Origin of the sequence: Actinokineospora bangkokensis, assembly GCF_001940455.1 — a bacterium.
GTDB classification, from domain to species: Bacteria; Actinomycetota; Actinomycetes; order Mycobacteriales; family Pseudonocardiaceae; genus Actinokineospora; species Actinokineospora bangkokensis.
The window spans coordinates 227,541-248,714 of the sequence record NZ_MKQR01000011.1; the positions used below are offsets into that span (position 1 = coordinate 227,541).

Consider the following 21,174-nt stretch of genomic DNA (forward strand, 5'->3'; position numbering starts at 1 on the left):
CACCCACTGGACCGCGAGCGCGCTCACACCCCTGTTGCCTGCCCGACTTCTGGACAATACCGACTATTCGCGCGGCGCGATCGACCCGACCGGCCATTGTGGAGGGTGTTCGTCGAGGCGAGCGGGGTCCGGCTACGCGCGGTCGAGGGTGTCCAGCAGACCCGAGCCCGCGCTGTCGGTGTCGACCCCGGTCCCGCTCGCCAGGACGACCACAGCGGTGCGCGTGGACGGGCTGAACCCGGCGAAGCTGCGGAACCCGCCGGTCTCGCCGTTGTGCCACACCATCGTGTTGCCGGTGGTGGGCAGCGGCAGCAGGTGCCAGGCGAGCCCGAGCCGCAGGCCGGGGATCTCGGGCGGGCTGAACCGGGGCTGCTGCACCAGGCGCAGGGCCGGGCGCAGCGAACCCGGGGTGGCGTCGAGGTGGTCGCGCAGGTAGCGCAGCACGTCCTGAGCTGTGCCGTAGAGCGCGCCCGCTCCGGCGAGGGTGGGGATCTCCCAGTCGGGAACGGGCTTGCCCGTCCCGTCGTGGCCGGTGGCCTTGCGCCCGGACTGGTCGCGGGTGAGCGTGGTCGTGATGTCCCGGAGGCCGAGCGGGTGGGTGATGTGGCGCTGCACGGCGGTCGGGTAGTCCGCGCGGTACACGTTGGACAGCGCTTGCCCCAGCAGGCCCATGGCCAGGTTGGAGTACAGGTAAGACGTTCCGGGCTCGGAAACCGGCACGGTGGCGGGCAGGCCCGCGGCGAGGTCCTGCCGCGTGTAGTGGGCGTACGGGTTGGCCGGGTCGAACCCCGGCGCGGTGGCGAGGTTGGGGGGCAGGGCGGGCAGGCCGGAACTGTGCGTCGCCGCCTGCTCGACCGTGATGTCCGCGCGCGGCAGGACGAGGTCGGGCGGGAGGTAGCGCTGGAGCGGCGCGTCGAGCGCCACCCGACCCCCCTGCACGGCACGGGCGAGCAGCAGCGCGGTGAAGGTCTTGGTGACGGAACCGATCTGGAACACCGTCCGCGCGTCGGGCGTGCGCTTGTCCTGCGGCCCGAGGCTGCCGATACCGGCGATGTGCTGCCCGCCGCGGCCGATGGCGCCGATGACGGCCCCGGGCGCGCCCGCGTCGGCCAACCGCCGCAGGTGGTCTGCGACGATCGCGGGAAGCTTGCTGCCCTGGGCCGCGGCCGGTGTCGGCAGCAGTGCCAGTGCGGCACCGCCCAGGGCGGTCTTGAGGACGGTTCGTCGGCTGGTCATCGTGCCCCTCCCTCGGTGTGGATTCCCTCGGTGTTGATTCCCTCGGTGGCGATCCCTTTGGCGTGGGTGCCCATGGTGTCGACCTCAGTCCGCGGACGGCGGGAGCGCGGCGGCGAGCACGGCCAGCAGCGGGACGACCCGGTCGCCCGGCACGCGGTAGCGCCCGCGCCCGGCGTTCTGCAACCACCCAGCCGCCACCAGCGGTTTCAGGTGGTGGTACAGCTGCCCGGTGGTGCCCACGTCGTCCAGTTCCTGTAGGGCGGCGGTGGTCCCGGTGCCGCCCAGCACCGCGCGGAGCAGGCGCAGCCGGACCGGGTGCCCCAGCGCGCCGAAGACCTCGGCGGCCGACGCCCAGTCCAGGCCGAGGAGCCCACCGGTCGAGGCGCCCTGCTGCCACTCGTAGTGCTCCCCGGTGGGCAGCCGCACCGCGCCCGTGAACAGCACGGCACCCGCGGGGTCGGTGACCCGCTCCCGCAGGCCGTTGAGCGCCCAAAACACCTCGGGGTCCAGCGCGGGGGCGGCGGGACGGGCTTGCCCACCGCCCTCCAACCGGGCGATGCGCTCGGCGAGGTCGTCGAGCCGCCGCTGCACGTCGTCGTCCACGAGTCCACTATTACGTAATTACGTTCTACGTGCAACTGCGCTGGTAGAAGACGGGTTCGGGCGGCCGGGGGCGCACCCCCGACCGCCCGGAGGGGGTCGTTCAGCCGTGGTCGGCGGAGCGGGTGGCGTCCTCCCACTCGGCCCAGGTCTTCAAGCGCTCGGCATAGAGGTTCTGGGCGATGTCGTAGGCGCGACCGGACAGCAGCAGCCGCAGCGGCGGGTTCTCCGCGTCGACGGCGGCGAACACGGCGGCGACCGTGGCGTCGGGACCCGGCGTCACGTAGGACCCGCGCTGGGCGGCGCGGGCTTCGCGCAGCTGCTGGTACGCCGGGTTCGGCTCGGAGTGCACGGCGGAGTCGGTGCTCCAGTCGGTCGCGTAGCCGCCCGGCTCGACCAGGGTGACCTTGACGCCGAACGGCGCGACCTCGTGCGACAACGCCTCGGAGAAGCCCTCCAGCGCCCACTTCGAGGCGTGGTAGGCGCCCAGGCCCGCGAAGGCGCCGACCCCGCCGATGCTGGAGATCTGCACGACGTGCCCCGAGCCCTGCTCGCGCAACAGCGGGATGGCGGCCTGGGTCACCCACAGCGCGCCCAGGACGTTGGTCTCCAGCTGCGCGCGGACCTCGGCCTCGGTCAGCTCCTCGATGAAGCCGAAGTGCCCGTAGCCCGCGTTGTTGACCACCACGTCGAGGCGGCCGAAGTGCTCGTGCGCCCGCTGCACGGCGGCGAAGGCGGCGTCGCGGTCGGTGACGTCGAGGGCGATCGGCAGCAGGGCGTCGCCGAACTGCTCCGCGAGATCCTTGAGGGAGTCGGTGTCGCGCGCGGTGGCGGCCACCTTGTCGCCGCGCTCCAGCGCGGCCTTGGTCCAGCTGCGGCCGAAGCCCCGGGAGGTGCCGGTGATGAACCACGTCTTGCTCATGGGGGCGTGTCCTTACCGCGCCGCGGATTCGCGGCGCTGGGTGGTGTGCTGATGTGTCCGTTGTGGTCGGTGTCCGTTGTGGTCAGTCGGGGGCGAAACCGCGCCCGGCGCGGTCGAAGCAGTCCCGGGCGATCTCCAGCAGCCGGTCGATGCCGTCGTCGATCGACCACGTCGAGTACGCCGTGCCGACGGTCGCGCGGACGACGTTGTACGTCAGCAGGGCTTCCACGCCGTCGGGGACGCGGCTGACGGCGAAGTCGAGCAGCTCCCCGGCGAACTGCTCGCTCAGCTCCCGGGTGGACTCCGCGAGCTTGGGCGAGGACGCCTTGAGCCGCTTCTGCACCGGGAGCCGGTCGCCCACGGCTTCCAGGTACCCGAGCTGCACGGCGCGCAGCGCGTCCCACAGCGGTTCGCCCGCGGGTCGGGCGCGCATGAGGGCGCGCCACACCTCGGGCTCGTCCGGGTCCGGGTCGAGGACGACCGCTTCCTTGCTCGCGAAGTAGTTGAACAGCGTGCTGCGCGAGACCCCGGCCGCCGCGGCGATCTCGTCCACGCTCACCGCGTCGAACCCGCGTTCGTCGATCAGGCGGATGGCGGCGTCCCTGATGGCGTGCCAGGTCCGCCTCTTCTTCCGCTCGCGCAGCCCGTCCCGTTCGCCGTCGACCACGGCACAAGCGTAGGTCGAACTTGGACTCCGTGCAAGTTTAGACGCAGTGCAAATTTCCCTCGCGGACCCGTCAGCGGGAGTAGGACTGCTCGGCGTCGGGGTCGATCGGGCGCTGGGCCTTCGGCAACGTGCGGACCACCAGCAGGTAGGAGTCGGTCACCAGGTCTTCCACTAGGTCCTCCGTGAGCGTGCCGCCCGGGTTGAGGGTGATCCAGTGGCGCTTGTTCATGTGGTAGCCCGGGACGATGTCCGCGTGGGCGCCGCGCAGGGCCACGCCGTCCTCGGGAGCGCACTTGACGTTGACGATCGGCCTGCCCGCCAGCTCGGTCAGCAGGACGAACACCTTGCCTTTGACCTTGTAGACCTGCGAGCCGGGGCCGAACGGCTGCTCGGCCACCGCCGCGGGCAACTGCTCTGCGCGGGACCGCGCGCACCGGTGCAGGGCCTCACCCTCCACGTCGACCTCCTCCGGCGTCGCACTCCCCCTCGGGGCCACCATCCTGCCCGGCCCGCGGGCGGCTTGACACCCGGGGCGGCGGCTGCGACCGTCACCTAACGACCGTTAGGGAGGTGCCGCCGTGCGGGTGGACGTGCAGGCCGGCCGGACGATCTGGGACAGCATCCCCGTCCGGTTCGCGGTGGAGCTGCGCGGGCGCGTCGACCGGATCGCCGCCGAGATGGTGGACGCGGTGCGCCGCGAGGTCCCCGACTACCGCCAGCCGCTGGGCTCGCCCCTGGGCCGCGACCTGGTCGTCGCGTGCACCCGGGCGCTGCACCAGTTCGCCGACCTGGTGTCGAGCCCGCACCCGGCCCTGGTGCCACCGGACCCGTTCTTCGCCGGGCTCGGGCGCGCCGAGTACCGCAACGGCCGCGTCCTCGACAGCCTGCAGGCCGCCTACCGGGTGGGCGCGCGGGTGGCGTGCCGGGCCTACACCACCCTGGCGCGGGAGTCCGACCTGCCCGCCGACGCCGTGGTCGTGCTGGGCGAGGCCGTGCTGGTGCACATCGACGCGCTGGCCGGGGCGTCGGCGGAGGGCTACGCCCAGGAGCGCGACCGCGACGAGCCGGACCGGCAGGCGGCCGCGCGCCGGGCCCTGGGCGAGCAGCTGCTCGACCGGCACGCCCCCGCCCCGAGCCCGGCCGCGGCGGCCGCCGCCCGCTGGCCGCTGCCGCGCAGGCTCGCCTGCGCCGTCGTCGCCCGGGCGGTGGACCACCCCGGCGTGCTGGTGGTGGCCCAGGGGCACGACCACGTGCTGATCGCCGCCCCGGACGTGCTCGTCGACGCGGTCCGCGACCGCTCGGCCGTGGTCGGGCCCGCGGTGCCGCTCGACCAGGGGTGGTTGTCGCTGGCGTGCGCGCGGTCGGTGGCCCGCCTGGTGCGCGAGGGCGCGATCGAGGCGCGCGGCCACGAGGTCGTGCTGGCCGAGGAGCACCTGGCCGACGTCCTGCTGGTCACGGCCCCGGCGCTGGGCGGGCTGCTGGCGGGGTCGGTGCTCGCGCGCGTGGACGCCCTGGGCGGGTCGAGCGCGCTGCGCATGGTGGAGACGCTGGACGCGCTGCTGGGCTCGTGGGGGCGGACGGCGCCGGAGGTGGCCGAGCGGCTGGGCATCCACCCGCAGACCGCGCGCACCCGGCTGCGCAGGCTCGACGAGGTGCTGGGCGACCAGCTCAAGGACCCGGACTCCCGCCTGGCGGTGGAGATGGCCCTGCGGCTGCGCGCCCTCTCGCGCGGGGACGCCGGGGGCCGGTGACTCAGCGCCCGTCGACCAGCCCGCTGTTGAGGGCCAGGCGCCAGACCAGTGCGGTGTCCGGGGAGCGGGCGGCGGGGCCGACGAGCCCGTCGAGGTGGCGGAGCCTGCTGCGGACGGTCTCGGTGTGCAGGTCGAGGTGGTCGGCGACCGCGCGGACGTCACCGTGCAGGTCCAGCCACGCCGCGAGGGTCCGCACCAGCCGGTCCCTGCGCGCGGGCGACTGCGCCGCGAGCGGCCCCAGGTCCTCGCGGAGCACCAGCCGCGCCAGGTCGCGGTCGGACCTGGCCACGAGCGCGCCCAGGTGGTCAGCGGCGTGCACGACCGGCGGCGGGCTGCCCGCGGCGCGCGCGAGCTCGACCACCTGCCTGGCGTAGTGCGCCGAGCGGTGCGCCAGGTGGACGGGCACGGGCAGGCCGACGCCAACCGGCGCGCCGGCCGCGAGCGCGGTGACCGCCGCCGCGACGGCCTCCGGCGGGAGCAGCGCGCAGGAGCAGGGGCGCGTCGTGTCCACCAGCACGCGCTCGTCGAGGTCCCCGGCGTCGACGTAGACCGGGTGCGCCGGGACGACGGCGACGACCCGGTCCGGCAGCGACCAGCCCGCGGCGGCGGCGCGCCGCGGCATGTCGCCGGCGGGCACGCCGTGCGCCAAGTCGCGCAGCAGTGCGGCGCGCTCGCTGACCCGGTCGGCGCTCAGGACGTGGCCCGCGGTGATCGCCCGCAGCAGGGCCTCGGTGAACTCGAACACCCGGTCGGCCATCGGCAGCAGGTCCTCGGGTGGGGTCCCGGACGCCGCCGCCAGCGCGGTGAGGCGGTGCCACCCGGCGCGCGCGGCCCGGCCCACCACCACGTGCACGTCGTCGACGGGGCGCCCCGCCCGGCGCTCGGCCATGCCGAAGCCCGCCGCGAGCCGCCGCCACCCGGAGTCCTGCGCCGCGCCCGGCTGCACGACCGCGGCGAACCCCGCCTCGGCGAGCACGGCCGCGGTCGTGGCCGCCGCCCTGGGCAGCGGCCCCACCGCGTCGAGCGCCGCGCGGACCACCTCGGCCCGCGCGGCGCTCAGCGGCGCGTTCACACCGGGCAGGTCAGCTGGAAGCGGACGAAGGTGCCGTCCGGCTGCGGGGTCGGGCACAGGAACGCGCTGTAGCGGCTGTCGCCGTCGACGTAGCGCTTGAGCCACGACACGGTGAACCGGGTGGTGGTGGCGGTGTAGCGGTTGGTGGTGAAGTGGTCGGCGCCCTTGAGCTTGAGGTAGGCCTCGTCCGGCTTGGCCTTGAGCGAGGCGTACATCGGGTCGGCGTGGTTGGCCACCGGCGCGATCGCGTCCCGGTCCGCACCGATGATCATCGTCGGCACGGTGACGTCGGAGAAGTCGGCGTAGAGGCTCCACGGCGCGAGCGGGATCGCCGCCTTGAGCGAGGGGTCCTTCGACGCGGCGATCAGCGTGCCGCCACCACCCATGGAGTGCCCCATCACCGCCAGGCGCGCGGGGTCGACGCGGTCCTTGACCGGGGACTGCGTCGCGACCCACCGCACCGCGGCGAGCAGCTGGTCGGACCGGGGCTCGGGGAAGTCGGTCACGGCGTTGGGCTGCAGGGTGATCACGACGAACCCGTGCGAGGCCAGGGTGGGGCCGTACCAGGAGATCGCGCTCTGGTTCTCCAGGAAGCCGGGGATCACCGCGACGGCGCCGAAGGTGCCCTGGGAGGTGTCGTCGGGGTAGTAGATCGTGCCCTTGTTGAACCCGCGCCCCGCCTTGGCCGCCACGGCGACCTGCTTGACGGCGAAGGGGCCGCGTTGGGCGCGCACCGACTCCTCGGTGGGGTCCGGGCCCTTGACCGTCGAGCTGACCTGGACCGCGGCGGGGGTGGCGGTCTGCCCCGCGATCGCCTGGGGCCCCAGGAACGCGACCGCCCCCGCGGTGGCCACGGCGGCGAGCGCCATCCCGGTTCTCTTCGCAACACTGCGCACGTGAACTCCCTCGACTAGGCCAAGCGGGATCGGTGATCGGGACGGTATGCGGGCCGCGCGGCACCGGGAAGGCGTCGTGGCGCCGACGCGCACCCGCGTTCGCGTCGAGCGGGCGGGGGCACTCACCCCCGTGAGCGCCCGCCCGCCCGCACCAGGACACCGTCGTCCATTCAGGACCGCTCGCCGGACAGCCCGCCGCGCGCTGACAACGCGGCGATCACCGCAGGGCTCCCGGGAGCTTCACCGCGATGCGGCCCACCGCCTTGGCCTTGTCCCACGCACCGGCCGGTTCGACGACGCCGAGGTCGTCGGCCTCGTCGCAGCGGCGCAGCAGGGCGCGGAAGCTGTCGACGTGGCGGTGCAGCAGGTCGAGGTCGACCGGTTGCGGCTCGGTGGACAGCAGCCCCACCGGGGAGCTGACCAGGGAGATGGTCGGGATCCCCGCCTGGTGCAGGGGTTCGCCCTCGCCGAACTGGATGAGCGGGCCCGGCTTGGACACCCGCAGCGGGGTCGTGCCGCTCCAGTGCGCGGCGACCAGGTCGCGCATCGCGGCGGTGGAGGCGTAGAGCAGGTCGGGGGCCACCGCGCCGAGGTGCTCGACGCCGAGCCCGGCGACCGCGCGGCCGCGCCACAGCTCGGGGTGGTCGGCCAGCCACCGGCTCGCGGCCTGGCCGTGGTCGCTCACCGCCGGGATGCGCAGGTGCCCGGCGACGAAGGCGAGCACGACGGTGCGGCGGGGCGGGGTGCGCACCAGGTCGCGCGCCATGGCCAGCATCGCGATGTGCCCGTTCTCCTCCACCTCGTTCGTGCCGTCGGTGTGCGTCACCACGAGCACGGTCTCCCGCGGCGCGCTGGTGCCCTCGACGACCGTCCACACCGTCTTCATCTCCGCGTCCACCAGGTCGGCGGGCACGTCCAGCTCGCCGTCACCGGCGACGTCCTCGGTGACGAACACGGCGGGGATGTCCTGGTAGGGCAGGGTGAACGGCACGTACTGGCCACGCGCCGCGTCCTCTGTGAGCCCCTTCCACACGAACACCACCCCCCGCACGCCCGCGCGCTTGGCGCGGCCCAGGCCCAACCCGGCCAGGGTCGCGGCGATGAGCGGGTGGGCCAGCGCGCCCCAGGGGGCGCTGCCCTTCCACACCGGCACGATGGCGTCCAAGGGCAGCTCGCGGTTGCGCACGTGCACCACGGCGATCGCGTCGCGCGCCGCCGACCAGCGCCCGCGCCGCACCCGCACGAGCGGCCCGCGCACCCGGCCCGCGCCCGAGTACGGGAACACCGAGGCGATGGGCACGGCGCGCCCGCCAGCGGTGAGCCGCGGCGCGGCGGGCGGGTCCCAGCGGGTGAACCGGTGCCGGTCCTCGGCCACCACCAGCCCGGCGCCGCGCAGGTCGGCGGCGATGTGCTCGACGAGCGCGGCGTGCTCGGCCGACCCGCTCAGCCGCGGCCCCAGCCGCCGCAGCAGCTCCAGCTCCGCGGCGACCCGCTCCTGGTCGATGGTGCCCACATGGCCTCCCGATCGGTTGACATCCGCCCCACCAGCCCCCATGCTCGTCAGCCTAACGAGTGTTAGGGAGGATTTCACCGATGAAACTCCGCGCCCTGCTGCTGGCCACCGCGACGATGGCCGCGGCCCTGGTCGCCACCACACCCCCGGCCCAGGCGGTCGCCCCGTCGTGGTCGGCCCCCGGCCCCTACGCCGTGACCGTCGAGATCGGCCTGGTCACCACCGTCTACCGGCCCGCGCGCATGCAGGGCAGGCACCCGGTCATCATCTGGGGCAACGGCACCGGCGGGATCCCCGGCGTCTACACCGGCCTGCTGCGGCACCTGGCCTCGCACGGGTTCATCGTCGCCGCGGCCAACACCCCGATGTCGAACTCCGGGCTCGAGATGCTGGCGGGCGCGGCGTGGCTGCGCGCGGAGGACTCCCGGCGCGGCAGCGCCTACTACGGCCACGTCGACATCGAGCACGTGGGCGCGGCGGGGCACTCCCAGGGCGGCGCCGGGGCCATCGTCGCGGGCGCCGACCCGCTGGTGGACACCACCGTGGCGCTGGAGCCGGGCCCGCTGGCCGACCCGGCGAAGCTGCACGGGCCCGCGCTGTACCTGGCGGGCTCGGAGGACACCATCGTCAACCCGGACCTGCTGGTGAAGCCCCTCTACGCGCGGACGACGCAGGTCCCGGCGGTCTACGCGGAACTGGCCGGGGCCGACCACTTCACCCCGCTGCCCGACGGCGGGGGCTTCCGCGGCGTCATCACGGCGTGGTTCCGGTACAACTTGTCGGGTGACCAGCAAGCCGCGGCCGAGTTCACCACCCCGTGCGGGCTCTGCACCTCCCCGGGGTGGACCGAGGTCGACCGCAACGCCCTCGCCGGGGGCTGACGGGCGCTCGCGGGACTTCACCGCGCTGGCCAGGGTCCGCGCGGTGGAGCCCGTGCTGCCCCCGGGCAACGGCACCGGCACCGAGCTGCGCATCCTGCTGGAGTCGCTGCGGCTGTTCGCCCACCAGGGCTACCCGGCCACCAGCACCCGGCAGATCGCGGCGGCGGTGGGCATCCGGGCCCCGAGCATCTACGAGCACTTCCCGTCCAAGGAGCACATCCTCGCCCGGCTCGTGCTGATCGGGCACCGCGACCTGCACGCCGCGTTCGAGCGGACCCTGTCCGCGTGCGACCCGGACGACCCGGTGGCGCAGGTGCGCGAGCTGACCAGGACGCACGTGCTGACGCACGTGACGCACCCGCTGCTGGCGATCGTCACCAACGACGAGATGCACCACCTGTCCCCCGAACTGGCGGCGGAGGCGCTGGAGCTGCGGCGGCGCTCGGAGGTCATGGCCACCGGGGCCGGGGCCAGGGGGGTGGCGGCGGGCCTGTTCGCCCCGACCGACGCGGTGGTCACCGCCGCGGCGATCGCCAGCATGGGGGTCCGGGCGCCCTACTGGTTCGTGCCGACCGACGACTACGGCCCCGCCGACCTGGCCGACAGCTACGCCAACCTGGCCGTGCGGATGCTGCGCCCGTCCTGACCCGCGCGCCCGCCCCGGGGCCTGTCCTAGGCCCGGTCAGCGCGCGCGGTCGAACTGGTCCAGCGCGGCGTCGAGGTCGGGCAGGGCGAGCACGCGCTCGACGGCACCGCAGGCGTCGATGGCCCGCCGCGCCGACCCGCCCGCGGGCGCCACCACCAGCGCCCAGCCGCCCGCCTCCACCGCCGCCGAGCGCACCGCCAGCAGCAGGTTCACCCCGGCGACGCCGAAGAAGCCCGCCCCGGTCAGGTCCACCACCAGGGAGGTGATCCGCCGCCACGGCCACAGCACGCCGTCGGCGGGGTCGGCGCGCAGGGGGTCGCGGCCGCGGGTCAGCGACACCGCGGGGGCGCCGATCGGCTCCCCGATCCGGTCCACCGCCCCGAGCAGCACGGCCCGCCAGCGGGGTGCGGTCGCCATGTCCACATCACCGGTGACGCCCACCACGAGCCTGGTACCCACTGCCACGACTTCATCACGCATGGCGCACCTACCACCGGTATCCGAGTTGTCGGTGACAATTCTGCGCGGTGCACGACCCCGGGTGCAAGCGTTCCCAGACCGCGGTTCCCGAGGGCGGACGGCGAGAACCGCCTGCGTGGTGGGTGCCTGCGGGACGGGCGGTCCCGCGGCGAATCCCCACTGGACGGACGACCGGCAGAACAGTTGAAGATTCGACATCACCCTGTTGGCGATCACCCGCGCCGACCGGGCGCGGATCCGCCGACCAGACGGGGAATCCTCCACCACAGCCGCACCAGGTGTGAGGACGGACACCCCCCGGGACGAGGTGCCGCAGGGACCGGTCACGCCGCCTCCCGTCAGGTGCCGACCGCGCGGGCGAGGGGCGATCAGCCCGTTGTCACCCTTCGACAGCCGCCCCTCACGCACATTTCCCGTTCGGACAAGTTCGCGCCGGACAATTGCCCGGAACGCCCCGCGCGTGCTTCGCTCCAGCTCTAGGAACACCGATGTTCCCAAGGAGAAGGAGTTTCACGAATGCGTGCTCGGAACAAGCGGGCGGCCGTCGTCGCCGTCGCCGGAGCGGCCGCCGTCGGGGCGCTGTTCGCCACCGCCGCCCCGTCCACCGCGGCGACCGTGCGGCTGAGCTACGCCGCCACGGGGTCCACCGCCCTGACCGGCCTGGGGGCCACGCTGCCGCTCGGGCCGGGCACCGCCACGGTCGAGGGCGACCTGCAGCAGGGCGCCATCACCGGGTCGGTGGACCTGCCCGAGAGCAGGACGAAGTTCCTGCTCGGCGGCTTCCTCGACACCCACGCGAAGGTGAAGGTCACCCCCACCACCCCGCTCACCGGCACCATCAAGGCCGGTGTCGTGGACGTCAGCGGTCAGTTCCAGGTGCAGATCACCGAGGTCGGCCACTTCGACATCGGCATCCCCCTGCAGAACTGCAAGACCACCGAGCCGGTCACCATCGCGCTCAAGTCCGGGGCGGGCTTCAACCCCAGCACCGGCGGCACCCTGACCGGCACCTACAAGCTGCCCCGCTTCGCGGACTGCTTCGTCGACACCGAGATCATCAACCTGCTCGTCGTCGGCAAGGACAACACCATCTCCATCGACCTCAAGGGCGACAACCGCTAGCCGGTCCGGACCACCCCGGGCAGCGGCAGGCGCGGGCCCGATCCCCCGCCCGGAAGGGGGATCGGGCCCGCACCCGCGCGGGCGCGCGTCGCCGGCGCGCGGGTGCGCCGGGTGCCTCTAGGCTCCAGGGATGAGCGCTGAGCGGCCCTCGTGGCAGGCGGTCTTCTCCGAGGCGCTGGACCGCGCGCACCTGGCGACCCCGGAGCAGGTGGTCGCGCTGGTCGACGACGCCGCAGCGTCGCTGGGGGTGGCCGTCGAGGTCTACCTGACCGACCTGGGGCAGCGCGAACTGCGACCGGTGCGCGACCTGGGCGGGGCACCGCTGGACGCGGAGGGCTCCCCCGGCGGGCACGCCTTCACCCGGGTCGAGATCACCGCGGTGCGCGACGGCGACCGGGCCGCGCTGTGGGTGCCCGTGCTCGACGGCACCGAGCGGCTGGGGGTGGCGCGGGTGGCCCTGCCCGCGGGGACCGACCCGGCGGACCCGGACGTGCGCAGGCACGGCTGGACGCTGGCCAGCCTCATCGCGCACCTGGTGGTGAGCAAGCAGCACTACGGCGACCGGTTCCACCGGGTGCGGCGCGCGAAGCCGCTGTCGGTGGCCTCCGAGCTGCTGTGGCAGTTGCTGCCGCCCGCGGTGTTCGCCTGCGACCGGGCCGTGGTCGCCGCGCTGATGGAGCCCTACGACCAGGTGGGCGGTGACGGCTACGACTACGCCGTCGACGACGACCACGCCTACGTCGCGGTGTTCGACGCGATGGGCCACGACCTGCCCGCCGGGCTGACCACCTCGATCGCGCTGGCCGCCACCCGCAACGCCCGCCGCTCGGGGGCGGGCCTGCTCGCCGCGGCGGACCTGGCCGACAGGAACATCGCCGGGCACCGCCAGGGCGCGCTGATGCCGTTCGCCACCGCGTTCCTGGCCCGGTTGGACCTGGAGACCGGGGAGCTGGAACACCTCAGCGCCGGGCACCCGCCGCCCGCGGTGGTGCGCGACGGCCGGGTGGTGCGCATGCTGGAGGGCGGCGGCCGGACCCCGCTCGGGATGGGCCCGCCCTCGGGTCCCCCGACCAGCACGAGCACCACCCGGCTCGAACCCGGCGACCGGGTGCTGTTCTACACCGACGGCGTCACCGAGGCCCGCGACCCGCACGGCGTCGAGTTCGGCCTCGACCGGCTCGCGGAGCTGATCGAGCACCACGAGCGCGCGGGCCTGCCCGCGCCGGAGACACTGCGCCGCGTCATGCGCGCCGTCCTCGACCACCAGCACGGCAAACTCCAGGACGACGCGACCCTGCTGATGCTGGAGTGGACGACCACCGGGCAGGCGCGCCTGCTGCCCGAGCCATGACAGCGGTTCCTGTCGGTGGGCGCCGCTACGGTTCCGGTGTGGACGAGAACACCTTCTGGTCGCTGGTCGACCGCGCCCGGCAGTCCGATCCCGACGAGGTCGGGGAGGCCTTGGAAGTGGTGCTGCGGGACGTGGGCACCGCGGACCTGGTCTCCTTCGAGCAGACCTACCACCGCGTCGCCGCCCGCGCCTACACCTGGGAGGTCTGGGGCGCGGCGTACGTGGCGATGGGCGGCTGCTCGGACGACAGCTTCGACTACTTCCGCGCCTGGCTGGTCGGCCGCGGCGAGGACGCCTTCCACCGCGTCGTGGCCGACCCCGATTCCCTGGCCGACCTCGTCGCGGGCTCGGGGGACGCCGGAGATCCCGAGGACTGGATGGAGGACGAAGCACTCCTGGGCGCCGCCGACACCGTCCACGAGGATCGCACCGGCGACCACATCACCTTCACCGAACCCCTGCCGGACCCGGACCTGGGCGAGGAGTGGGACTTCGACGACGAGCCCGAGATGCGCCGCCGCTACCCGCGCCTGGCCGCCCAGTTCCTCTGACCGCTCCCGGCGGTCGCCGGGCTCAGCGCAGGTGGAACTCGTTGCCGTCCGGGTCCACCAGGGTGGCGGCGCCCGCCTCCTCGGTGCGGGCGGTGGCGCCGAGGGCGACGAGCCGGGCGAGTTCGGTGGGGAGGTCGGTGTCGAGCGGGGCGAGGTCGAAGCGGACCCGGTCGCGGCCCACCCGGGGGTCCAGCGGCGGGCCACCCCAGGTGATCTTGGTGCCGCCGCGCGGGGAGCGGATGGCGGTCTCCTCGCCCTGGTCCCACACCAGCGGCCAGTCCAGCGCGGCCTGCCAGAACAGGCCGACCGCGCGGGTGCCGTCGCAGGCGAGCGCGCCCACGGGGCCGCAGTCGGCGAGGAACTGGTTGCCCGCCTCGATGACGCAGAACTCGTTGCCCTCGGGGTCCGCGAGCACCACGTGCTGCTCGTCCGGGCGCTGGCCGATGTCGACGTGCCCACCGCCGAGCGCGATCGCCTTCTCGACCGTGGCCCGCTGGTCGTCCGGGGTGGCGCTGGTGAGGTCGAAGTGCATGCGGTTCTTGGTGGCCTTGGGGTCACGCGCCCGGGTGAACCGCAGGCCGAACCCGGTGTCGTCGGTGGGGGTCAGCTCACCGCGCCCGGTGGTCTCCCACCCGAGCAGCGCTGCCCAGAACCGGGCAAGACCCGCGGGGTCATGGGCGTCGACGCACAGCGCGCGCAGCACGCAAGCCATCCCGCGCACCTCCCCTCCGGCGGTCAGGAGCCGACCGTAGCCACCGGGGCAGGCGCGGGCCACCGCATTTCGGCGGACCCGGGCGCGGCGACGCCGTGGCGAGGTCCGCCACGGCGTCGTGGTCGTCAGCGCCAGCCGAGGGCCGGGGCGACGTGGGTGAGGACGTCGGCCAGCACGTGCGCGTTGTACTCCACGCCGAGCTGGTTGGGGATGGTCAGCAGCAGCGTGTCCGCGGCCTCGACCGCCTCGTCCTCCTTGAGCGCGCGCACCAGCTCCTCCGGCTCGCCCGCGTAGGAGCGGCCGAAGATGGCCCGGGTGCTCTCGTCGATCATGCCGACCTGGTCGCGGGAGTGGCGGTCGCGGCCGAAGTAGGCGCGGTCGAGGTCGGTGGTGATCGGGAAGATGCTCCGGCTGACCGACACGCGCGGCTCGCGGGCGTGCCCGGCCGCCTTCCACGCCTCGCGGTAGGCCTCGATCTGCTTGCGCTGCTGGACGTGCAGCGGCTCGCCGGACTCGTCGGTCTTCAGCGTGGAGCTCTGCAGGTTCATGCCCAGCTCGGCCGCCCACACCCCGGTGGCGTTGGAGCTCGACCCCCACCAGATCCGCTCGCGCAGGCCCTCGGAGTGCGGCTCGACGCGCAGCAGGCCGGGCGGGTTGGCGAACATCGGGCGCGGGTTGGGCTCGGCGAACCCCTCGCCCTCGATCACCTTGAGGAACACCTCGGCGTGCGCGCGGGCCATGTCGGCGTCGGTCTGGCCCTCGGCGGGGGCGTAGCCGAAGTAGCGCCACCCGTCGATGACCTGCTCGGGTGACCCCCGGCTGATGCCCAGCTGCAACCGGCCGCCGGAGATGAGGTCCGCCGCCCCGGCCTCCTCGGCCATGTACAGCGGGTTCTCGTAGCGCATGTCGATCACGCCGGTGCCCAGCTCGATGGTCGAGGTGCGCGCCCCGATCGCCGACAGCAGCGGGAACGGGCTCCCGGCCTGGCGGGCGAAGTGGTGCACCCGGAAGTAGGCCCCGTCGACGCCCAGCTCCTCGGCCGCGACCGCGAGGTCGATCGACTGGTGCAGGAAGTCGGCGGCCGACCGGGTCCCGGAGTGCCCTTCCGGCGACCAGTGCCCGAACGAGAGGAAACCAATCTTCTTCACACCCGTGCAAGCGCCCGGGCCCGCCGTTTGATTCCCGCCCGACTAACCCTCCCCCGCCCACGCGGTGAGCCGGGCGGCGAACCCGCGCACGCGGTCGCGCAGCTCGGCGGGCTCCTCGACGGCGAACGGGCGGTCGAGCGCGGCCAGGGCGGCGGGCACCCAGTCCAGGCTCTCCACCTGGAACCGGGCGCGCAGCCACGACCCCTCGCCTGTCACGGGCTCCAGGGTGGCGACGGTGGGCGGGAACACCGCCCGGACCCGCTCCGGGGTCGCGTTGACGCGCACGACCACGCGGTGCCGGTGGGGCGCGGCGGCGAGGGCGGAGACCAGGTGCTCACCGGCGTCGAAGTCCTCGGGCGCGGTGAAGGCCCCGGCGCGCACCTGGACCGCGCTGATCCGGTCGACGCGGAAGGTGCGCAGGTCGGAGCTGGCGGAGTCGTGGCCGGTGACGTACCAGCGCCCGGAGTGGGCGACCACGCCGTAGGGGTGCACCACCCGTTCGCTGGTGCGACCGTGCCCCGCGGTGTAGGTCAGCGCCACGGGGTGCCGGTCGCGCGCGGCCCGGGCCAGGGTGAGCAGCACCTCGGTCTCGGCGGTGAGGCCCGGGCGGGCGGGCGCGGTGAAGGCGGCGACCTCCAGCAGCGCGTCGAGCCGGGCACCGAGCGCTTCGGGCAGCACCCGCCGCACCTTGGCCGCCGCCCCCTCGGCCGCCGACGCCGACGTGCTGAGCAGCCCGGCGCGACGGCTCGCGACCAGCCCGAGCAGCACGGCCAGGGCCTCGTCGTCGGTCAGCATCAGCGGGGGCATCCGGTACCCCGGCGCCAACCGGTACCCGCCGTGGCGCCCGCGCACCGACCGGACCGGGACGTCGAGGTCCACCAGGTGCTCGACGTAGCGGCGCACCGTGCGCTCGTCGACCTCCAGGCGCCGGGCGAGGTCGGCGACGGTGCGGGTGCCGCCGTTCTGCAGGATCGCCAGCAGGGCCAGCACCCGGGCGGTGGGTCGGGTCACGGGTGCACGCTCCCATACCGGGCGGAACCTGCCCGGTATCGCCCCTAGCGTCTCCGGTGACCCCGTACGACCACCCGGGAAGGCCCCACCGTGCGCTTCGCCTCGATCCGCGTCATCACCGACGACCCCACCCGGCTCGTCACCTTCTACGAGCAGGTCACCGGCACCGGCGCCCGCTGGCTCACCGACCAGTTCGCCGAGCTGCTGCTGCCCTCCTGCACCCTGGCCATCGGCGCCACCGCCACCGTCGCCCTGTTCGGCGCGGGCGCCGCGACCCCCGCGAGCAACCGCAGCGCCATCCTCGAATTCCTCGTCGACGACGTCGACAGGGAGCACGCCCGCCTCAGCGCCCAGGGCCTGCTGACCGACGTGGTGCAGCACCCCACGACGATGCCGTGGGGCAACCGCTCCCTGCTCTTCCGCGACCCCGACGGCGCACTGGTCAACCTCTTCACCCCGGTCACCGAGCAGGCCCGCGCCCGCAACACCGGGTGACCACGCCCTATGCGCTGACGCGGTCCAACTCGGGCACGACCCAGGCGTCCTGGGGTTGGTGGCGCAGCAGGTAGCCGTTCTCCTGGAAGGAGGTCAGCCCGAACTTCTCCACCATCCGGTGCTCCGGCTTCGGCTCGGCGAACACCTGCTCGACGGCGAAGGACGCGCCGAACCGCTCGCGCACCTCGGCCAGCCCCACGGAGAACGGCGGCGTGGGCAGCAGCGGCGCGTACTCCAGGGTGTTGAGGAACCACGCCGCCCCCGGCCGCAGCAGGCGCGCGACGGACTCGACGTAGCGCTCCCGCATGTCCGCGGGGAACGCGATCAGCGACGCCCGGTCGAACACCACGTCCGCCTGCCCGACCTCCTCGGCGGTCAGCTCGAACAGGTCCTGGTTGCGCATCACGACGTTGCCCGCGCGCAGCACCCCGGGCGCCTCCCGCACGGGGTCCAGCCCGTTCTCGCTGAAGAACTGGTCGACGGCGTCCGCCACCAGCTCCACCCCGACCACCTCGCGGGCGTGCTCGGCGAAGAACAGCAGGTCGACGCTCTTGCCGCACAGCGGCACCAGCACCCGCGCGTCGCGGAGCAGGCCGGTCTCGGCCAGCCACCGCGCGTGCGGGTGCACCTTGGGCAGGTGGAAGCTGGTCTTGGTGCCGCCCTCGCGCCAGGAGTCGAACCAGAAGTCGGGTTCCACCGGTGTCCCTCTCCGTGCTCAGCGCCACCCGTCGCGGGCAGCCGTCGTGAACCTCATCGGCCCCGACCCCGCGAACGTGAGGCCCCTGCCGGGACTGCGTGAGGCGGCAGGCGCGGGCATGATGGACGGGATGTCAGCGCGGTTGACTACTGGGGGTCACCACGATGTCCCGTCGAACCGGTTGGTGGGTGCTCGTCGTCGTCGCGTTGGTCGGGGTGGCGATCAACGTCACCCTGGGGTTGCTGGGGTTCAGCAGGGCGCTGTCGCCCGTCGTCGCGGGGTTGGTGACCGCCGTGTCCGTCGGGGTCGTCGTGGCGAAGGGGTGGTCTCCCTTCAAGGGATCAGGCGAGAGGAAGGGCGCGCGGCCGGACTAGGCTTGCCTGGTTCGGGGAGGAGTGGGTGTGCCGATCTCGGCAGCGGGTGTGGACGGGGCTCGGGTGGTCATCCAGCCGTCGTTCGGGAACCGGCACGCACGCAGGCACTGGGCGGACACCCTCGACACCTGCGTGGACTTCCACGCGCCACGCCTCGCGGGCGCGCTGACCGAGCAGCAGCGCGCGGCGCTCGACGAGCAGCACCCCGCGGGGTCGGCGTGGTTCTGGGGAGCCTCGGACAAGCACGACAAGCGGGCGGACCTGTTGACCGCCGGGGACGTCGTGCTGCTCACCGGGCAGAAGCACGTCCTGGCCATCGGGGAGGTCGGGCACTGCTTCCGCAACCACGAGTTCGCCCGCCGCCTGTGGCGCCCCGACCCGACGCGGTGCCTGTGGAGCAACGTCTACAGCTTCCGCGCCCTGCGGCACACCCGGATCCCCTACGAGCAGGTGTGGGCGCTGCCGGGCTTCAACCCGGGCGACAACTTCATGGGTCTGCGCCTGCTCTCCCCGGACAAGGCCGCCGCGGTCCTGGCCGGCCTCGACGTCCGCCGACGCCTGCGCGAGCGGTGACCGCCGCCCGGTCGGTCACCTGTCCCAGTGGCGGAGCAAGCGCGCCCGGACGTCCACGAGGCGGTCGACGGCGCGGGCGCCCGCGACGGGGTCGGGGGCCTCGGACGTGAAGACGAGGGCGAGCATCAGCGCGGCGTCCAACCGGTAGAGCCAGTAACGAGCGCCGGTCGGTTCAGGGGTGCCGTAGGCGGCGAGGACGCGGTGGAAGTCGATGCCGTTGGCGGGCAGGAGGGCGAACTCGGCCACCCTCGCCAGTTCCAGCAGCGGTTCGGAGATGAGGGCGTTCGACCAGTCCAGCAGACCGCGGACGGTGCCGCCGACGCAGCGGAGGTTGGCGGCGCGGACGTCGAGGTGGACGAGGCTGGTCACACGGGCACCGGCGAGGGTCGCGCGCAGCGCCGGAACGGCGGGCGCGGCGGGCAGGTCGGGCACGATGGCGCGCAGCCCGGCCCAGCGCTGCGTGATCCGCCGCACCAGGAAGTCCACTGTAGACATCTTCGCCGGGTGCGGCGGTGCCGCGGTGGGCGGCGGGATGTCGTGCAAGCGGCGCAGGAGCGCGCCCAGCCCGGCCTGGCCGGCGCCGGTGCCGTCGTCCGGGAGGTAGTCGCTGATCAGCACGTCGCGGTCACCCAGCACGAGCGCGCGCGGGGTCGCCACCGGGATCCCGAAACCCGCGACGTGCTTCGTGACCGCGTTTTCCCACCGCAGCAGGGCGCGGGTGTCGACGACGGGATCGTTGGCGTTGCCCTGGAAACGCCCGCCGACCGGGGTGCGCAGGACGACCCCCGACCCGTCGGCGGCCGTGGCGCGGAAGACAGCGAACTCCAAGCCGCTGCCCACGGGCACGAGCCCCGAGCAGCCGTGGCGGGACGCGATCTCGACCAGGTCAGGCGGGGGCAGCTCAGACGGGGGCAGGTCCACCCACGCCCGCCATGGCGATCTCGAACAGCCGATGCGCGCGCGGCAGCGGGTCGGGCCCGTGCTCGGTCGCCAGCGTCACCCCGACGGCCAAGGCGATCAGGTCGAGCACGCTCACGCCGCCAGCCACTCCCCCGTCGGCCACCGCGCGCTCCAGCAACGGCGTGCCCGCTTGGGCGAGCGTGGCCGCGCAGGTGTTGTCTCCCAGCGGGTCGGACTCCCGGTACGCGAGGGCGACGGCGAGGCCGCGGGCGGTGACGCAGTAGGTGACGACCTCCGACAGCCACTCCATCAGGGCGGCCCGGCTGTCGTCGTGGGCGGCGAGGTCCGCCGCGCGGGCGCACAGGGCCGCGATGCGCTTGCCCGACACGGCTTCCAGCAGGGCGTGGCGGGTCGGGAAGTGGCGGCGCACGGTCGCGGAGCCGACGCCCGCGGTGCGGGCGATCTGCTCCAGGGAGGCCTCGGCGCCGCGCCGGGCGACCTCGTCCTCCGCGACGGCGAGGATCAGCGCGTGGTTGCGCCGGGCGTCGGCGCGCAGGCGGTCGGCGATGGCCGGACCTCCCTCCTTGCCAAGTGGCGGGGTCCGCCATATCGTACCGGACAGCAAAACGGCGGACCCCGCCACTTAGCTCCCCGGAGGAACCATGCCCCCCGCTCCCGTGCTCGTCACCGGCGCCACCGGCAGGCAGGGCGGCGCGGTCGCCCGCGCCCTGCTGGCCGCGGGCGCCCCCGTGCGCGCCCTCGTCCGCGACCAGGCCAAGGCCGGGCCGCTGCGCGACCTCGGCGTCGAGGTCGTGCCCGGCGACCTGCTCGACCTCGACTCGGTGACCAGGGCCGCGCGCGGCGCCGCGGCGGTGTTCTCGGTGCAGATGGCGCCCTTCGCCGACGGCCGGTTCGACTTCGACGCCGAGGTGGCGCAGGCGAGCACCCTCATCGCGGGCGCCGGGGCCGCGGGCGTCACCCGGTTCGTGCACACGTCGGTGTCCGGGGCGGGCCAGCACGCCGACTCCCCCGCCTGGGACTGGGGGCGCACGTCCCCGGTCGCGCCGTCGCTGAACGCCAAGGCCGAGATCCAGGACCGCGTGCGCGCCGCGGGCTTCGACCGCTGGACGATCATCAAGCCCGCGTTCTTCATGGACAACTTCCGCCCCGCCATGGGCTTCCTGTTCCCGCGCGGGGTCGAGGGCGGGATCGTGAGCGTGCTGAAGCCCTCGACCCAGGTCGCCCTCGTGGCCACCGCGGACATCGGGGCCGCCGCGGCCGCGGCGCTGCTCGACCCGGACCGCTTCCACGGCGTCGAACTGGAACTGGCGTCGGACCGGCTGCCCATGTCCCGGATCGCGGAGGTGCTGTCGGAGGCGCTGGGCACCCCGCTGCGCGCGCCGGAGATGACCGAGGCGGAGGCGTTGGCGGCCGGGATGCCCGGCATGGGGGCCTCGCACGAGTGGATGAACCGGCAGGGGCAACCGGCCCTGCCGGAGTTCGCGCGGGCGCTCGGCATCCCGCTCACCAGCTTCGCCGACTGGGCGCGCGCGAGCCTGCCGGAGTGAGGCGCCGG

The 21,174-nt window shown here is 74.3% G+C and carries 25 protein-coding genes; 10 read left to right on the forward strand and 15 right to left on the reverse strand.

The genetic code is table 11. The annotated features are described in order from the left end of the window. Window positions 1-132 precede the first annotated feature (132 nt). From BJP25_RS11930 to BJP25_RS11950, 5 genes are all read right to left on the reverse strand, one after another. A complete protein-coding gene (locus BJP25_RS11930) occupies window positions 133-1,236 on the reverse strand; it encodes a serine hydrolase domain-containing protein (RefSeq protein WP_075974937.1) in 1,104 nt (367 codons plus the stop codon). An 84-nt stretch (window positions 1,237-1,320) separates the two neighbouring features. Beyond that, complete coding sequence (locus BJP25_RS11935; RefSeq protein WP_075974938.1) at window positions 1,321-1,839, reverse strand: ArsR/SmtB family transcription factor; 519 nt, start codon at window positions 1,837-1,839, stop codon at window positions 1,321-1,323. A 100-nt stretch (window positions 1,840-1,939) separates the two neighbouring features. Next, window positions 1,940-2,758, reverse strand: coding sequence for an SDR family oxidoreductase (locus BJP25_RS11940; protein ID WP_075974939.1), 819 nt, complete (start codon window positions 2,756-2,758; stop codon window positions 1,940-1,942). An 82-nt stretch (window positions 2,759-2,840) separates the two neighbouring features. Continuing rightward, window positions 2,841-3,425 (reverse strand): TetR/AcrR family transcriptional regulator, encoded by a 585-nt coding sequence (locus BJP25_RS11945; RefSeq protein ID WP_198943447.1) that lies wholly within the window; start codon window positions 3,423-3,425, stop codon window positions 2,841-2,843. Window positions 3,426-3,495: 70 nt separating this feature from the next. Further along, entirely contained in the window at window positions 3,496-3,882 is a 387-nt protein-coding gene (locus tag BJP25_RS11950; protein WP_075974940.1) for an MmcQ/YjbR family DNA-binding protein, read from the reverse strand. Window positions 3,883-4,009: 127 nt separating this feature from the next. Here BJP25_RS11950 and BJP25_RS36180 point away from each other — a divergent pair, with 127 nt between their 5' ends. Continuing rightward, the gene (locus tag BJP25_RS36180; RefSeq protein WP_143219023.1) at window positions 4,010-5,176 is read left to right on the forward strand and encodes a helix-turn-helix domain-containing protein; all 1,167 of its coding nucleotides are present in this window, start codon (window positions 4,010-4,012) and stop codon (window positions 5,174-5,176) included. Between the two features lies 1 nt (window position 5,177). Here the strand turns inward: BJP25_RS36180 and BJP25_RS11960 are convergent, their stop codons facing one another. The 3 genes from BJP25_RS11960 to BJP25_RS11970 all read right to left on the reverse strand — a co-directional run bounded on the left by BJP25_RS11960 (window position 5,178) and on the right by BJP25_RS11970 (window position 8,657). After that, window positions 5,178-6,248 carry a PucR family transcriptional regulator gene (locus tag BJP25_RS11960; protein WP_075974942.1) on the reverse strand — a complete coding sequence of 357 codons (1,071 nt, stop codon included), beginning with the start codon at window positions 6,246-6,248 and terminating at the stop codon, window positions 5,178-5,180. Next, on the reverse strand, window positions 6,245-7,117 hold the full coding sequence (locus BJP25_RS11965; protein WP_075974943.1) for an alpha/beta hydrolase family protein: 873 nt from the start codon (window positions 7,115-7,117) through the stop codon (window positions 6,245-6,247). Before BJP25_RS11965 ends, BJP25_RS11960 begins: the two co-directional genes overlap by 4 nt. Window positions 7,118-7,361: 244 nt before the next feature. Next, on the reverse strand, window positions 7,362-8,657 hold the full coding sequence (locus tag BJP25_RS11970) for a hypothetical protein (protein WP_075974944.1): 1,296 nt from the start codon (window positions 8,655-8,657) through the stop codon (window positions 7,362-7,364). A gap of 80 nt (window positions 8,658-8,737) precedes the next feature. On the opposite strand from BJP25_RS11970, the gene BJP25_RS11975 reads away from it, so the two are divergent. Both BJP25_RS11975 and BJP25_RS36185 read left to right on the forward strand, forming a co-directional pair. After that, window positions 8,738-9,538 (forward strand): alpha/beta hydrolase family protein, encoded by an 801-nt coding sequence (locus tag BJP25_RS11975; RefSeq protein ID WP_075974945.1) that lies wholly within the window; start codon window positions 8,738-8,740, stop codon window positions 9,536-9,538. Window positions 9,539-9,581: 43 nt separating this feature from the next. Next, on the forward strand, window positions 9,582-10,184 hold the full coding sequence (locus BJP25_RS36185; protein ID WP_158075641.1) for a TetR/AcrR family transcriptional regulator: 603 nt from the start codon (window positions 9,582-9,584) through the stop codon (window positions 10,182-10,184). A gap of 36 nt (window positions 10,185-10,220) precedes the next feature. Here the strand turns inward: BJP25_RS36185 and BJP25_RS11985 are convergent, their stop codons facing one another. Beyond that, complete coding sequence (locus tag BJP25_RS11985) at window positions 10,221-10,649, reverse strand: STAS domain-containing protein (RefSeq protein WP_143219024.1); 429 nt, start codon at window positions 10,647-10,649, stop codon at window positions 10,221-10,223. Between the two features lie 531 nt (window positions 10,650-11,180). On the opposite strand from BJP25_RS11985, the gene BJP25_RS11990 reads away from it, so the two are divergent. From BJP25_RS11990 to BJP25_RS12000, 3 genes are all read left to right on the forward strand, one after another. Next, a complete protein-coding gene (locus tag BJP25_RS11990; RefSeq protein WP_075974947.1) occupies window positions 11,181-11,786 on the forward strand; it encodes a hypothetical protein in 606 nt (201 codons plus the stop codon). Window positions 11,787-11,916: 130 nt separating this feature from the next. Then, the gene (locus BJP25_RS11995) at window positions 11,917-13,137 is read left to right on the forward strand and encodes a PP2C family protein-serine/threonine phosphatase (protein WP_075974948.1); all 1,221 of its coding nucleotides are present in this window, start codon (window positions 11,917-11,919) and stop codon (window positions 13,135-13,137) included. Between the two features lie 38 nt (window positions 13,138-13,175). Continuing rightward, window positions 13,176-13,688 (forward strand): DUF4240 domain-containing protein, encoded by a 513-nt coding sequence (locus BJP25_RS12000; protein WP_075974949.1) that lies wholly within the window; start codon window positions 13,176-13,178, stop codon window positions 13,686-13,688. A 22-nt stretch (window positions 13,689-13,710) separates the two neighbouring features. Here BJP25_RS12000 and BJP25_RS12005 read toward each other — a convergent pair whose 3' ends face one another. From BJP25_RS12005 to BJP25_RS12015, 3 genes are all read right to left on the reverse strand, one after another. After that, window positions 13,711-14,400, reverse strand: coding sequence for a VOC family protein (locus BJP25_RS12005; RefSeq protein ID WP_075974950.1), 690 nt, complete (start codon window positions 14,398-14,400; stop codon window positions 13,711-13,713). A 125-nt stretch (window positions 14,401-14,525) separates the two neighbouring features. Next, entirely contained in the window at window positions 14,526-15,548 is a 1,023-nt protein-coding gene (locus BJP25_RS12010) for an LLM class flavin-dependent oxidoreductase (RefSeq protein WP_075974951.1), read from the reverse strand. Between the two features lie 42 nt (window positions 15,549-15,590). Next, window positions 15,591-16,559, reverse strand: coding sequence for a helix-turn-helix transcriptional regulator (locus BJP25_RS12015; protein WP_198943448.1), 969 nt, complete (start codon window positions 16,557-16,559; stop codon window positions 15,591-15,593). A gap of 90 nt (window positions 16,560-16,649) precedes the next feature. Between BJP25_RS12015 and BJP25_RS12020 the strand changes: the two genes are divergently transcribed. Continuing rightward, complete coding sequence (locus BJP25_RS12020) at window positions 16,650-17,054, forward strand: VOC family protein (protein ID WP_075974952.1); 405 nt, start codon at window positions 16,650-16,652, stop codon at window positions 17,052-17,054. Window positions 17,055-17,061: 7 nt separating this feature from the next. Here the strand turns inward: BJP25_RS12020 and BJP25_RS12025 are convergent, their stop codons facing one another. Further along, the gene (locus tag BJP25_RS12025; protein ID WP_075974953.1) at window positions 17,062-17,751 is read right to left on the reverse strand and encodes a class I SAM-dependent methyltransferase; all 690 of its coding nucleotides are present in this window, start codon (window positions 17,749-17,751) and stop codon (window positions 17,062-17,064) included. 164 nt (window positions 17,752-17,915) lie between these two features. On the opposite strand from BJP25_RS12025, the gene BJP25_RS12030 reads away from it, so the two are divergent. Together BJP25_RS12030 and BJP25_RS12035 are read left to right on the forward strand one after the other, a co-directional pair. Beyond that, window positions 17,916-18,125 carry a hypothetical protein gene (locus tag BJP25_RS12030; protein ID WP_143219025.1) on the forward strand — a complete coding sequence of 70 codons (210 nt, stop codon included), beginning with the start codon at window positions 17,916-17,918 and terminating at the stop codon, window positions 18,123-18,125. 27 nt (window positions 18,126-18,152) lie between these two features. After that, window positions 18,153-18,698: a hypothetical protein gene (locus BJP25_RS12035; protein ID WP_233158033.1), complete on the forward strand. Its 546-nt coding sequence runs from the start codon at window positions 18,153-18,155 to the stop codon at window positions 18,696-18,698. 15 nt (window positions 18,699-18,713) lie between these two features. Here the strand turns inward: BJP25_RS12035 and BJP25_RS12040 are convergent, their stop codons facing one another. Both BJP25_RS12040 and BJP25_RS12045 read right to left on the reverse strand, forming a co-directional pair. Continuing rightward, window positions 18,714-19,619 (reverse strand): phosphotransferase family protein, encoded by a 906-nt coding sequence (locus BJP25_RS12040; RefSeq protein ID WP_075974956.1) that lies wholly within the window; start codon window positions 19,617-19,619, stop codon window positions 18,714-18,716. Then, complete coding sequence (locus BJP25_RS12045) at window positions 19,600-20,223, reverse strand: TetR/AcrR family transcriptional regulator (protein ID WP_332888631.1); 624 nt, start codon at window positions 20,221-20,223, stop codon at window positions 19,600-19,602. Before BJP25_RS12045 ends, BJP25_RS12040 begins: the two co-directional genes overlap by 20 nt. 37 nt (window positions 20,224-20,260) lie before the next feature. Between BJP25_RS12045 and BJP25_RS12050 the strand changes: the two genes are divergently transcribed. Then, a complete protein-coding gene (locus tag BJP25_RS12050; protein ID WP_075974957.1) occupies window positions 20,261-21,166 on the forward strand; it encodes an NmrA family NAD(P)-binding protein in 906 nt (301 codons plus the stop codon). Window positions 21,167-21,174 lie beyond the last annotated feature (8 nt).